Here is a 10,617-nt window from a genome sequence, read left to right as displayed (position 1 = left end):
AATGGATAATTATATTAATGATTATTTGAGTTTTTTTACTCTAAATTCAGAGCCAGTAAAAAATATCGTTGAAAAGCTTGTGGAATATTGGCTTCCGGAACCGGTGCCTACCATTATATTATTTTCACAAATAGGGAAGGTTCTTGCGGATCAATTATATTCACTGAACAAAGCTGAAAGAACACTTTTTTTTAAGCACATTGAGTTAGGTATGTGCTCTGAAAACGATGAATTGGCTACGGCAGTTGCAACTGGATTAGTTGAATCATTAGTTACCGCTTCTGATGAAAATGAAGAACTCTGGAAAGAAATAGAAACCTGTTTACAGCCTGAATCCAAAAAACATGCACTAGCCTGGAAAAACTTCGGCCAGTAATACTTAGTAAAACCCCAACGCCTGACTGGGATTTTACTTAAAAAAGAAACCTAATTGCGATCTTTAACAAAGAGAAAGAGCAAAAGCGTCTCCAGACCGCGCAGCTGATAGGCGAGATTGGGGGGCAGGTTGCAGATATAGCGCGGACGCAGGGCGACATCAACGGACTTAACGCGGCGAAAGAGAAACTTGGCCCGCTGAAAGAGAATGCCACGGAGAAAGAGCGTGCGGCCTATCTGGATATGCTGCGTGACTCGCCAGAATACAAAGCCGAAATGCAGAAGTTCGGCACCGGTAGCAGCCTGCAAAGAGGGATTCAGGCGGCAACGTCGGCGTTTCAGGGGCTGGCGGGCGGCAATATCGGGCAGGCGGTGACCGGCTCGATGGCGCCTTATCTTGCTGAAGTCATTCACAATATGACCACCACGAAAGGCCCGGATGGCAAAGACGTGGTGAATATCGAAGCGAACCTGATAGCGCACGCGGTAGTGGGGGCGGTAACGGCTTACGCGGCGGGCAACAGCGCGCTGGCGGGCGCATCGGGCGCAGTGATGGGCGAGTATATCGCGCAGCAGCTTTACCCAGACGTTAAGCGGGAAGACCTGAGCGAAGAGCAGAAGCAAACGATAAGTGCGCTGGGCACGCTGGCGGCGGGTCTGGCAGGCGGCGTTGTGGGTAACAGCACGGCAGATGCGGTGGCGGGCGCGCAGGCGGGTAAGAACGCGGTTGAGAATAACTGGCTGAGCGTGCAGGAAGCCGAAAGAAAAGCCATTCTGGAGCGTAAGGAGAAGGCTGGCACCATCACGCCTGACGAGCGGCAGGAGCTGTCAGGTATCAATCAGACCGATAAAACCCGTGACCAGGCTATTCACGATGTATGTACACAGGGCAATAAAGGCAGCGCGGCCTGCGGTGCGCTGGTCAGCCAGGCTCAGACGGCACTTGAAAAATACGGCGATAGGGTTCCTTACTCGCTGATTTACAAAGACCTGTACCCGCAGGACGCTGCAAATCTTGAAAGCGCATTGAAGGGGTTGGATGCGGGAGGCATCAGCCGTGATCAGGCGATAACGGCGATAGCAAAGCAGTCTGGGCAAAGCTGGGACAAAGTTGCTGAACAATATGATTCAGCCATGCAGGCACAGGCAATCGCTGTTGCGCTGGCGGGCATGAAGGGTATTGAGATAAAACAGCCCTCGACCGTCAGCAAGTCACCGGCAGCAAAGGCTGACAAGGACCTTAGTTATGTTGATGAACCACCGTTTAACCCCGGCGGTACAGCAGGAGGTGCGCAGTAATGGTCCACAAAGGGACGTATAAAATACGTAGAGCTTCCGACTCAAGGGAAAATAAGGTTTGTTCCTGATGGTAATTACTCTCCCAGTAATCCGTTACCAAAAGGACCAAATAACGGTTATCTTGATAAATTTGGTAATGAATGGGTGAAAGGTCCCTCCCGCACCGCAGGGCAAGCCTTCGAATGGGATGTTCAATTATCACCTAAAGGGAAAGCTCAGCTTGGCTGGGCGACAAGAGATGGATCGCACTTGAATGTGTCCCTTGACGGAAAAATCACACATAAATAAGTAAGGCGCGTATTTATGGAAAGTAAAATCGGTTTTTATCAGGAGATAGAAATAACTTCTGGTTGCAAAGATAAAAATAAAAAGTATGTCGGTAAGAAAGGCGGAGTCATGGGAATAAGTGAAGAAGATGGAGTACTGTACGGATACTCAATAAAACTTTACGACGAAGAATATCTTTTATCTTTTGATAAAGATGAAGTGGTTCCGACAGGGAAGCAACTCACTCAAGAAGACTTTTACTGATCCAACACAGATCCCGGTTATTGGCCGGGATCTTTTTTTATCCTCTCACACCGCCCGCCATTCGACCTTACCGTTGCGCCGTGGCCGCTTCTGCGGTGGTTCGGCACTGGTAGCAGCCTGCAAAGAGGGATTCAGGCGGCAACGTCGGCGTTTCAGGGGCTGGCGGGCGGCAATATCGGGCAGGCGTTGACCGGCGCGACGGCGCCTTACCTGGCTGAAGTCATTCACGACATGACCACCACGAAAGGCCCGGATGGCAAAGACGTGGTGAACATCGAAGCGAACCTGATAGCGCACGCGGTAGTGGGGGCGGTAACGGCTTACGCGGCGGGCAACAGCGCGCTGGCGGGCGCATCGGGCGCAGTGATGGGCGAGTATATCGCGCAGCAGCTTTACCCAGACGTTAAGCGGGAAGACCTGAGCGAAGAGCAGAAGCAAACGATAAGTGCGCTGGGCACGCTGGCGGCCGGACTGGCGGGCGGCGTGGCCGGAGACAGCATAGCGGATGCGGTTGCCGGAGCGCAGGCGGGTAAGAACGCGGTTGAGAATAACTGGCTGAGCGTGCAGGAAGCCGAAAGAAAAGCCATTCTGGAGCGTAAGGAAAAGGCTGGCACCATCACGCCTGACGAGCGGCAGGAGCTGTCAGGTATCAATCAGACCGATAAAACCCGTGACCAGGCTATTCACGATGTATGTACACAGGGCAATAAAGGCAGCGCGGCCTGCGGTGCGCTGATAGCACCAGCACAGGAGGCGCTGAGTAAATATGGCGAAAACGTCACTTACTCACTGTTGTACAAAGACCTCTATCCGCAGGATGCAGCAAATCTGCAAAGCGTGTTGCAGGGACTGAATGCAGGCAGCATCAGCCGTGATCAGGCAATCACGGCAATAGCGCAGGCATCCGGCGTAAGCTGGGAAACTGCCGCCAGTCGCTATGATACGGCGATGCAGACACAGGCACTGGTCTCTACTCTGGCGGGTTACTATGGAAGTAATAGCGTCAGCAGTGCAGGGAAAAGCGGTAGTGCAGCGATTTCCCAGGCTGAAAAAATAAAAGAAAACGTTGCAACCAGCCAAAAATCCCGTGAGTCATCTAATTGTAGGCAATACAGCAAAGCTGAAGGTGCAGTTCAGGAAAATCTGGGGATCTGGCCACCGAATCGTGGGGCTTATGGGCCAGTAGAGCAGGTAACATTGCCTACAGGAACCGTAATTGATCGGTATGGTTCAACGAGAGGAACATTTACTTCCCCTGTTGGTGTCCCTTTTGAAAACAGGGCGTTACCATCATATTCCGCAAACGCACCATATAATGTGTATGAAGTGTTAAAACCTATAGATGGTGTTTCTCAAAGTAAAATTTTACCGTGGTTCGGCCAGCCTGGACAGGGCACACAATATGAACTGAACAAGCCAGTCCAATGGTATTTAGATAATAAGTACCTAGGAGAGAAAAAATGAAAAGAGAAAAGTTAATAGCAGAATTAAATAAGAAAAATGTTCCTGAAGGTATTTATAGCCTTGATGGAATAAAAGATGGTGAATGCTTGTGCCTTATTCAAGCAGAAAATGCATGGGATATTGTATATAACAGCCGTGGGGAAATTACGTATAGAGAATCTTTTAATAGTGAAGAACAGGCATGTGACCAGTTTTATCAGATAATGAAAGAAGATTATGGATGGTAAATTATCAATCCCAGCCAACCGGCTGGGATTTTACTTTACAACCAGCCAGTTACCTCAAAACGGTCGCCACTCCACAGCCCCGGCCCGGATCTTGCGTGGTTGCTTCTGTAGCGTGGCAACCAGCTCAATAAACGCCGCTATCTCGCGCTGCTTGCGGGCCGAAAGCCTCTTACAGGCCTTACGCAGCGTGGTCACCACGTCCGGTTCGGCGGGTAACTCTGGCTGCGGCTCCTGCCGGGTAATAATCAAGCAGTAGAAGACCTGTCTTCTAATCAAAAAATAAACGACGCACTTGCTGCTATATCATTCATTCCTGCTTTAGAAGAGAAACTCTCCGTTGGATCCAGTAAAGCAAATCCACATCGGAATAAAGTAGCAATACCGTCAGTGGCAGTTCTCTCAGCGGGGGCGGTAGCGTAGCTGTAGTCGCCACCGGCGATCTGACGCTGGCTGTCAGTGGTATCACTGGCAAAGACGTACAGAGCAAACAGCAGAGCGCCAGCGGCGGCTTCAGCTTCACCTGGGGCACGGGCGGTTCGGCCGGGTTAAGCCTCAGCAAAAGCAAGATAAACAGCGAGTACGCCAGCGTTGGCGACCAGAGCGGGCTGTTTGCGGGCGACGGCGGCTATGACATCTTTGTCGGCAACCATACACAGCTTAACGGCGCGGTCATCGCCTCCACTGCGGATGCGGCGAATAACCGCCTGTCTACCGGCACGCTGGGCTGGGACAGCATTGATAATCACGCCTCCTACAGCGCCAGCAGCGCCTCCTTCGGCATCAGCGGCGGCTATGACAGCAAGAATGCGCCGGGCCAGCAGTTTGCGGACGGCGCGCTGCCGACCTTTGTAAACATGAGCGGCAGCGCCTCCGGCACCACGCGCTCTGCGGTGGCGGACGGTACGGTCACGGTGCGCGACGCTCAGCATCAGACGCAGGACGTGACGGGCCTCAGCCGCGACACCGAAAACGCCAACGGCCACATCGACAAGATTTTCGACAAGGAGAAAGTCAACAACCAGATAGCGTTTGCGCAGGGCGTCCAGCAGCTGGCAGGAAACGTTGTCGGCGATGTGAAAGCGTGGATGCTGGATGCGGCAGCGAAAGAGACCTCAGCGCGCCTGCTTAAAGAGCATCCTGACTATGCCCGCCTCTCGCAGACCCAGCTCAGCGCAATCGTGCAGGGCGACCCGGGCTACAAAGCGGCGGCGGCGCAGTGGGGCACGGGCGGCACCTATTCGATGGCGATGACCGCGGTGGCGGGCGCGCTGGGCGGGCTGAGCGCCAGCAATCTGGGCGCCGCAGCGGGCGGCGCGATGGCGCCGTACCTCGCTAACGCCATCAAGAAAGCCACGACAAGCTATGACGCCCAGGGTAACCCGCACACCGACGTGCTGGCAAACACCATGGCGCACGCGGTCGCGGGCGCAGTGCTGGCGCAGTGCTGGCGCAGATAGCGGGCGGCAGCGCGGCGGCAGGCGCAGCGGGTGCGGCAGGCGGAGAGCTGGCGGCGAAAGCCATCGTGAAGGTGATGTATCCGGACACCGACATCCGCGACCTGACGGAGAGCCAGAAGCAGACGGTAAGCGCGCTGAGCCAGATGGCGGCCGGACTGGCGGGCGGGATCGCGTCGGACTCATCCGTGGGGATAATTACCGGCGCAGGAATTGGAAAGAATGCTGTCGAAAATAATACCCTGGGTGATGAAAAAGATTCTACACATGAAGATAAATTAGGCATTCACGAACCTGATATAGTTCATGTAACAAATGGAATAGGCCAAAAACATGATGCATTAGGCCATCCGATCCCCGGTTCATATGGCATGGGCATGGTTGGACCATTTGGGGGTAAATCAAACGAAGATAGCGGCATCAAAGTCATTACAGTTGATAAATCTAAGTATCCAGAGTCTGCTAAGCACATTGAAGATGCCCAGGATGCGGGTTACCCTTCAACTCTTACAATTGACAGATCAGGGGCCGCCCAACGTCGCCGAGAATCCTTGAAAGACACACCTGTGGTCAGCGGAAAAGATAGAGATGAATATCCGCCAGCAATGTTTAAGGAGGGGGGGCAAGGAGCATCCATCAGGCCAATCTCACCATCGGATAACAGAGGTGCAGGAGCATGCATTGGCTTACAATGTCGTGGGCTACCCGATGGAACAACTATCGTAATCAAAACGAAAAAAGAGGAATAACATGAAAGATCCAATTTCAAAACTATTATCGATTTGCAGTAATGGCATAGCGAAGCCCTTCGATGATGACTTTGACCTCTTTCCTTTCGGCTTTTTATCAGATTTTACAGAATATATTTCTGTATTGAGGAAGTGTAATGGGTTTTATGGTTTCGAATCAGCATTACATGTTTTTCCTTTAATATCTAAAGAGAATAGTCTTGATGTCTTACAATGGAACGATAATAAGCTTTGGCGAGATAGTTATGACGGTATGACAGAGGAGCATTTCTTTTTTGCTGAAGATGCTTTTGGTGGCCAGTTTTCTATCAAAAAAGATGGAATATTCACATTTGACCCTGAGACAGGTGAAAGCCAAAAACTATGTGATAGCTTATCCCAATGGTGCGAGGCAATTCTGAATGATTATGATTTTCTTACGGGGCATTCTTTAATGCATGAGTGGCAAGCCAGAAATGGTAGAGTTAAGGAAGGACATAGGCTTATTCCTGTAATTCCGTTTGTTTTGGGTGGGGATTTTTCAGTGAAGAACTTGCGTATGCAACATTCTGTAACAGCAATGAGATACAGGGGGAGTATCGCGGTTCAAATCAGAAACCTACCTGATGGTGGAACAATAAAGCTTGACGTTGATAATTCAAATCCTGTTTGAAAGATATAAGGATTTTCAAAAATACCACTGTTGTTACCTAAGTTTAACTATCTGATTTAAAATAACCGCTTCTGGCGGTTATGTCAGAAGGGGTACGAATCTCCTGGGCATTGATTGAGCGAAAATAAATAATGCTATGCATTAATTTTAAAGCTGGGTAAATAAGTGTATCAGTTAGGATTATATTAAAATAAATCTTACTAAGATTGCCAGGGAATTTAATGTTTCATTCATGATTTTGTTGCGAAAATAATTATCTTGAAAAGATAATCGCAATAATTTAAATAGCATCCGCGGTGGCGGGCGCGCTGGGCGGGCTGAGCGCCAGCAACCTGGGTGCCGCAGCAGGCGGCGCGATGGCGCCGTACCTCGCTAACGCAATCAAGAAAGCCACGACAACCTATGACGCTCAGGGTAACCCGCACACCGACGTGCTGGCGAACACCATGGCGCACGCGGTCGCGGGCGCGGTGCTGGCGCAGATAGCGGGCGGCAGCGCGGCGGCAGGCGCAGCGGGTGCGACAGGCGGAGAGCTGGCAGCGAAAGCTATCGTGAAGGTGATGTATCCGGGCACGGACATCCGTGACCTGACGGAGAGCCAGAAGCAGAGGGTAAGCGCGCTGAGCCAGATGGCGGCAGGACTGGCGGGCGGGATAGCATCGGATTCGGCGCTGGGAGCAGGGACCGGGGCGGGGGCCGGAAAGAATGCGGTTGAGAATAACCACCTTAGCACAGTTGAAAAAATCACCCTGACCAGTAAAGAGAAAGAATATAACTCATCATGTCAGGGTGAGAATGCAGGTAACAGCTCATGCCGGAAACTGAAACAGGATATCGATAAGCTGTACGAAAAAGGTCAGAGTATTGATAAAACCGAATACAGCGAACTTGGACCGGATTTTCAGCTGGGCGGCGTGGACAGTATTAAGCATAAGCCAGGTGAAGTGGTCTCCTGTGTTGGTTCCAGTAACGGATACTGTGTGGTAACAGACACATCAGCGGTAAACGGGCGGGAGTGGATGCTTGAACCTGCAAATGAAGTTCAGGCAATTGCCGCAAAACACCAGAATGGTAAGACGGAAGATTTTATAAAAGAGCTTGGTGCTGCATATTTTGAAGCAGGTTGTGGGATGCCGGGAGTGGCAACAGCCTAGTGTCAGAGTTATATGGCAGCAGGAGGAACAAATCCCGTCAGTGGTAAGATGCCGACAGATGCAGAGCGCGTTACTTGGGCGATAGCTGCGGCCGCAAATACTATGGGGAACGTTGCAGCGCTTAAGGCAGGAAATGTAGCTCAGGGTATTGTTCGAGTCGAAAGCTTGGGTAGTATCGATGAATTCCTTGCATCACAATCCAAAAACCTTAATAAAAAATTAGGTGCTAAAATCGGAGAGGGGCGATTACCTTATGAGGCGGGAAAAAATGGGGTTGAAATGGCGAAAAAAACCATTAAAGAAACATTGGAAAATGCTACTTAGATCAGCTCCAAAATTCCAAGTGCTTCTGTTAGGGGAGAGTATGATTTGATTCATGTATATAGCTCCAAAACCAATAGCACTGTGAGCTTAAGAGTGTTACCTAATGGAAAATATGACTTTGATACGTTGATTCCGGAAAAGTATTCAAAATTTTAAAAGAGGCAATCATGTTAAAAAATGAAACCTTTGATAATTTTAGGTGTCGTTCATTTTTCATAGAGAAAGAATTAATTTGTCAGGTTCTTGTGTTGTTTTTTAAAACGTCATCGTCTGGTTGGATGTCGTTGACTATTGATGAAGGTGTATCAAAGCTTTCTCGAGAGCCTTGTGAACCATCACTTTTAGATATAACAAAAATTGATGATGAATTTGCATATCCAGTGCAAGATGTTAAAGGTTTAACCTGTTACATCGGAAAAAAATATTAAACACTTATGAATACAGGATAAATAAAATCGAAGAGGGATGTGTCGGGATATACTTTGATTGTGGGGATTGTGGGTTCAGCGTGCTGGAAGTTGATGGGTGCTTGCCAATTATTCATGGAGTCAGCGATGATTTACAAAATAATATTTCTTTAGTTAAGTTGTAATTTTTTAAAAATTTGCGCAGGAGAGTAATGATGTAGAAAATAATCTCTTCGGCGGTACAGAAGATGGTCAGGTAAATTTTGCTCAGGAACATGGCAAAAATATCTTGTCATGCAGTACGGACCCTGATTCGGCTTCATGTCAGAAAGGCCTGGCTATGCAAAATACGCTGATGGTTGCATTGCCAGCAGGTCTTGGCGGTGGTCTATTGGCAGCGGCAACACCAGAAATAGCGACAGCGGCCAGAGTTGCACTCCAGACTTGCAAAGGCGCCTTTGCCATCTGCCTCAACAATATTGGTATTCAGGTTTCTGAGACAGTTGTTCCGGGCGGAGTTGGAGCTGGTGGAGCAATAGGTATTGGCAAAACAGTTGCAGAGGCGACGACGGCGAAAGCTGAAGCTGTAGCGGCTAATGCCGCGCATAATGCTACCTATTATGCTGGCCTTAAAATGGATCTGAAAACTACCCAAGCAGCTAATGAAATTGTTGATAGCTTGCGTAACACTGGGAGGTTACCATCAAATTATGTAATCAAACAAACTGCAGAAGATAATGGATGGTCTGCTGGAAAAGCTTTAAATAATTATGTACCTGGAGGGCAGATAGGTGGTGATGTGTTTAATAATACAACTGGTATTTTACCCTCTTCGGTAGGAAGGACTTGGTATGAAGCTGATATTGGAATAAATAATGTGATGTCAAGAGCAAAACAAGGTGGCACATGTTTACTGTATTCTGATGATGGCCTTTTATATATAACAACAGACCACTATGAAACAGTAACATCAATAGGCAAGTGGAAGTGACAAAGGGGAAGTATATGTATCAAAGTATCATAATAGATGGCGATATCATGAATTCAGAGAAAGATTTTCATCGTAATTTAGCTGAGATGTTAGATTTTGGACCGTACTATGGTAATAATACTGACGCTTTATGGGATATGTTAAGTTCGGGTATGGCTTGTGGTTTTTTTATATGCTGGAAGAACTCATCCACTTCCAAAGAAAGGTTGGGTGAAAAATTTGATATTATTATTGATCTTTTTAATAAAACAAAAAAAAGATATCAAGGCAAAGGAGAGGAAATGCAATTTGACTTCCAACTTGATTGACCCTTGATAGGAAACCTATTCAGGCGCAGTCTAACCCGATAAAAATAGTAAGGAATGTATAAATTTTTGGTAACGTAATTAGTTACTTAGGAAAAATCTTGAAGATTGGTTATAACCAGCTTTGATCAAAGAGCTTTAGTTTATATCCAGTCAAATGAAGAACCACTTGCCTTTGAGATATTATGCGATCATATAAGTGAGTATAAAGTTGCTATAACTCCAGAAGAATATGAAAGGATATATACGGAATATGACAACGTTTAGAGAAATCTCACTTATCAATACAATTGATTATAAAAGAAAAAATCACTCATTTCTAGATGAGTGGTTTAATGGGATTTTAGTTATTCCTCTTGATGAATTAGATGTTGGTGATGTTGCACGAGCAATAAGACAAGAGCTATTTTTGGCAGAGATTTTACCAAGAGCTGAAGTTATACTTAAGCAGGATCCGTTGGCTGAAGAAGACTATGATGGACAATTGATATCCTCTATAGCTTCTTTAGATAGTAATGAGGCAAGAGCCGTATTGCATACTCATCGGCGTATTAGTTATTTTTAAATCCTTTGGATAAATCAATCTTTGATAATAAGATCATTAAGGATATAGAAAAAATAGAAAAACTTTTTCATACTTGAAAATGAACCTCGATCCTTTTTATTGCTTTTTTTATAACCAACC

15 protein-coding genes and 3 pseudogenes are annotated in these 10,617 nt (G+C 47.8%); 17 read left to right on the top strand and 1 reads right to left on the bottom strand.

What is annotated here, in order from left to right:
- Position 1 precedes the first annotated feature (1 nt).
- The 7 genes and pseudogenes from AC6I7Z_RS10620 (at position 2) to AC6I7Z_RS10590 (ending at position 3,896) form a co-directional block, all read left to right on the top strand.
- On the top strand, positions 2 to 376 hold the full coding sequence (locus AC6I7Z_RS10620) for a hypothetical protein (protein ID WP_497814184.1): 375 nt from the start codon (positions 2 to 4) through the stop codon (positions 374 to 376).
- 44 nt (positions 377 to 420) lie between these two features.
- Positions 421 to 1,674, top strand: a pseudogene (locus AC6I7Z_RS10615) (VENN motif pre-toxin domain-containing protein); the annotation flags it as partial.
- 12 nt (positions 1,675 to 1,686) lie between these two features.
- A pseudogene (locus AC6I7Z_RS10610) lies at positions 1,687 to 1,962 on the top strand (polymorphic toxin type 17 domain-containing protein); the annotation flags it as partial.
- Positions 1,963 to 1,977: 15 nt separating this feature from the next.
- On the top strand, positions 1,978 to 2,205 hold the full coding sequence (locus AC6I7Z_RS10605) for an Imm31 family immunity protein (protein WP_104187380.1): 228 nt from the start codon (positions 1,978 to 1,980) through the stop codon (positions 2,203 to 2,205).
- Positions 2,206 to 2,304: 99 nt separating this feature from the next.
- Positions 2,305 to 2,964: pseudogene (locus tag AC6I7Z_RS10600) on the top strand (VENN motif pre-toxin domain-containing protein); the annotation flags it as partial.
- Between the two features lie 189 nt (positions 2,965 to 3,153).
- Positions 3,154 to 3,669, top strand: coding sequence for a TNT domain-containing protein (locus AC6I7Z_RS10595; RefSeq protein ID WP_497815427.1), 516 nt, complete (start codon positions 3,154 to 3,156; stop codon positions 3,667 to 3,669).
- Positions 3,666 to 3,896, top strand: a complete 231-nt coding sequence (locus AC6I7Z_RS10590) for a hypothetical protein (protein ID WP_497814183.1) — start codon at positions 3,666 to 3,668, stop codon at positions 3,894 to 3,896. Before AC6I7Z_RS10595 ends, AC6I7Z_RS10590 begins: the two co-directional genes overlap by 4 nt.
- A 54-nt stretch (positions 3,897 to 3,950) precedes the next feature.
- Here the strand turns inward: AC6I7Z_RS10590 and AC6I7Z_RS10585 are convergent, their stop codons facing one another.
- Complete coding sequence (locus AC6I7Z_RS10585; RefSeq protein WP_497814182.1) at positions 3,951 to 4,145, bottom strand: SymE family type I addiction module toxin; 195 nt, start codon at positions 4,143 to 4,145, stop codon at positions 3,951 to 3,953.
- Between the two features lie 605 nt (positions 4,146 to 4,750).
- Here AC6I7Z_RS10585 and AC6I7Z_RS10580 point away from each other — a divergent pair.
- The 10 genes from AC6I7Z_RS10580 to AC6I7Z_RS10535 all read left to right on the top strand — a co-directional run bounded on the left by AC6I7Z_RS10580 (position 4,751) and on the right by AC6I7Z_RS10535 (position 10,497).
- Complete coding sequence (locus AC6I7Z_RS10580; protein ID WP_497814181.1) at positions 4,751 to 5,353, top strand: hypothetical protein; 603 nt, start codon at positions 4,751 to 4,753, stop codon at positions 5,351 to 5,353.
- Positions 5,338 to 6,099 carry a VENN motif pre-toxin domain-containing protein gene (locus AC6I7Z_RS10575; protein WP_497814180.1) on the top strand — a complete coding sequence of 254 codons (762 nt, stop codon included), beginning with the start codon at positions 5,338 to 5,340 and terminating at the stop codon, positions 6,097 to 6,099. The genes AC6I7Z_RS10580 and AC6I7Z_RS10575 overlap by 16 nt, the downstream gene beginning before the upstream one ends.
- A gap of 1 nt (position 6,100) precedes the next feature.
- Entirely contained in the window at positions 6,101 to 6,751 is a 651-nt protein-coding gene (locus AC6I7Z_RS10570) for an SMI1/KNR4 family protein (protein WP_497814179.1), read from the top strand.
- A 356-nt stretch (positions 6,752 to 7,107) separates the two neighbouring features.
- On the top strand, positions 7,108 to 7,905 hold the full coding sequence (locus AC6I7Z_RS10565) for a VENN motif pre-toxin domain-containing protein (RefSeq protein WP_497814178.1): 798 nt from the start codon (positions 7,108 to 7,110) through the stop codon (positions 7,903 to 7,905).
- Positions 7,906 to 7,917: 12 nt separating this feature from the next.
- The gene (locus AC6I7Z_RS10560; protein ID WP_497814177.1) at positions 7,918 to 8,229 is read left to right on the top strand and encodes a hypothetical protein; all 312 of its coding nucleotides are present in this window, start codon (positions 7,918 to 7,920) and stop codon (positions 8,227 to 8,229) included.
- A 167-nt stretch (positions 8,230 to 8,396) separates the two neighbouring features.
- Positions 8,397 to 8,657, top strand: a complete 261-nt coding sequence (locus AC6I7Z_RS10555; protein ID WP_497814176.1) for a hypothetical protein — start codon at positions 8,397 to 8,399, stop codon at positions 8,655 to 8,657.
- Positions 8,658 to 8,976: 319 nt separating this feature from the next.
- Positions 8,977 to 9,627, top strand: a complete 651-nt coding sequence (locus AC6I7Z_RS10550) for a hypothetical protein (protein WP_497814175.1) — start codon at positions 8,977 to 8,979, stop codon at positions 9,625 to 9,627.
- A 14-nt stretch (positions 9,628 to 9,641) separates the two neighbouring features.
- Positions 9,642 to 9,935 (top strand): barstar family protein, encoded by a 294-nt coding sequence (locus tag AC6I7Z_RS10545; RefSeq protein ID WP_497814174.1) that lies wholly within the window; start codon positions 9,642 to 9,644, stop codon positions 9,933 to 9,935.
- A gap of 105 nt (positions 9,936 to 10,040) precedes the next feature.
- A complete protein-coding gene (locus AC6I7Z_RS10540; RefSeq protein ID WP_497814173.1) occupies positions 10,041 to 10,199 on the top strand; it encodes a MafI family immunity protein in 159 nt (52 codons plus the stop codon).
- On the top strand, positions 10,186 to 10,497 hold the full coding sequence (locus AC6I7Z_RS10535; RefSeq protein WP_497814172.1) for a contact-dependent growth inhibition system immunity protein: 312 nt from the start codon (positions 10,186 to 10,188) through the stop codon (positions 10,495 to 10,497). The genes AC6I7Z_RS10540 and AC6I7Z_RS10535 overlap by 14 nt, the downstream gene beginning before the upstream one ends.
- Positions 10,498 to 10,617: the final 120 nt, after the last annotated feature.

The organism is Pantoea sp. X-Soil-MYKO-1289 (genome assembly GCF_059730625.1).
This window is presented reverse-complemented; position numbering and strand designations above follow the sequence as displayed.

Bases quoted from the DNA above. Each gene is read 5' to 3' on its own strand.
- AC6I7Z_RS10620 (WP_497814184.1), top strand. From the start codon at position 2: ATGGATAATTATATTAATGATTATTTGAGTTTTTTTACTCTAAATTCA.
- AC6I7Z_RS10595 (WP_497815427.1), top strand. From the start codon at position 3,154: ATGCAGACACAGGCACTGGTCTCTACTCTGGCGGGTTACTATGGAAGT.
- AC6I7Z_RS10570 (WP_497814179.1), top strand. From the start codon at position 6,101: ATGAAAGATCCAATTTCAAAACTATTATCGATTTGCAGTAATGGCATA.
- AC6I7Z_RS10550 (WP_497814175.1), top strand. From the start codon at position 8,977: ATGCAAAATACGCTGATGGTTGCATTGCCAGCAGGTCTTGGCGGTGGT.
- AC6I7Z_RS10545 (WP_497814174.1), top strand. From the start codon at position 9,642: ATGTATCAAAGTATCATAATAGATGGCGATATCATGAATTCAGAGAAA.
- AC6I7Z_RS10565 (WP_497814178.1), top strand. From the start codon at position 7,108: ATGGCGCCGTACCTCGCTAACGCAATCAAGAAAGCCACGACAACCTAT.
- AC6I7Z_RS10580 (WP_497814181.1), top strand. From the start codon at position 4,751: ATGAGCGGCAGCGCCTCCGGCACCACGCGCTCTGCGGTGGCGGACGGT.
- AC6I7Z_RS10535 (WP_497814172.1), top strand. From the start codon at position 10,186: ATGACAACGTTTAGAGAAATCTCACTTATCAATACAATTGATTATAAA.
- AC6I7Z_RS10590 (WP_497814183.1), top strand. From the start codon at position 3,666: ATGAAAAGAGAAAAGTTAATAGCAGAATTAAATAAGAAAAATGTTCCT.
- AC6I7Z_RS10560 (WP_497814177.1), top strand. From the start codon at position 7,918: ATGGCAGCAGGAGGAACAAATCCCGTCAGTGGTAAGATGCCGACAGAT.
- AC6I7Z_RS10555 (WP_497814176.1), top strand. From the start codon at position 8,397: ATGTTAAAAAATGAAACCTTTGATAATTTTAGGTGTCGTTCATTTTTC.
- AC6I7Z_RS10605 (WP_104187380.1), top strand. From the start codon at position 1,978: ATGGAAAGTAAAATCGGTTTTTATCAGGAGATAGAAATAACTTCTGGT.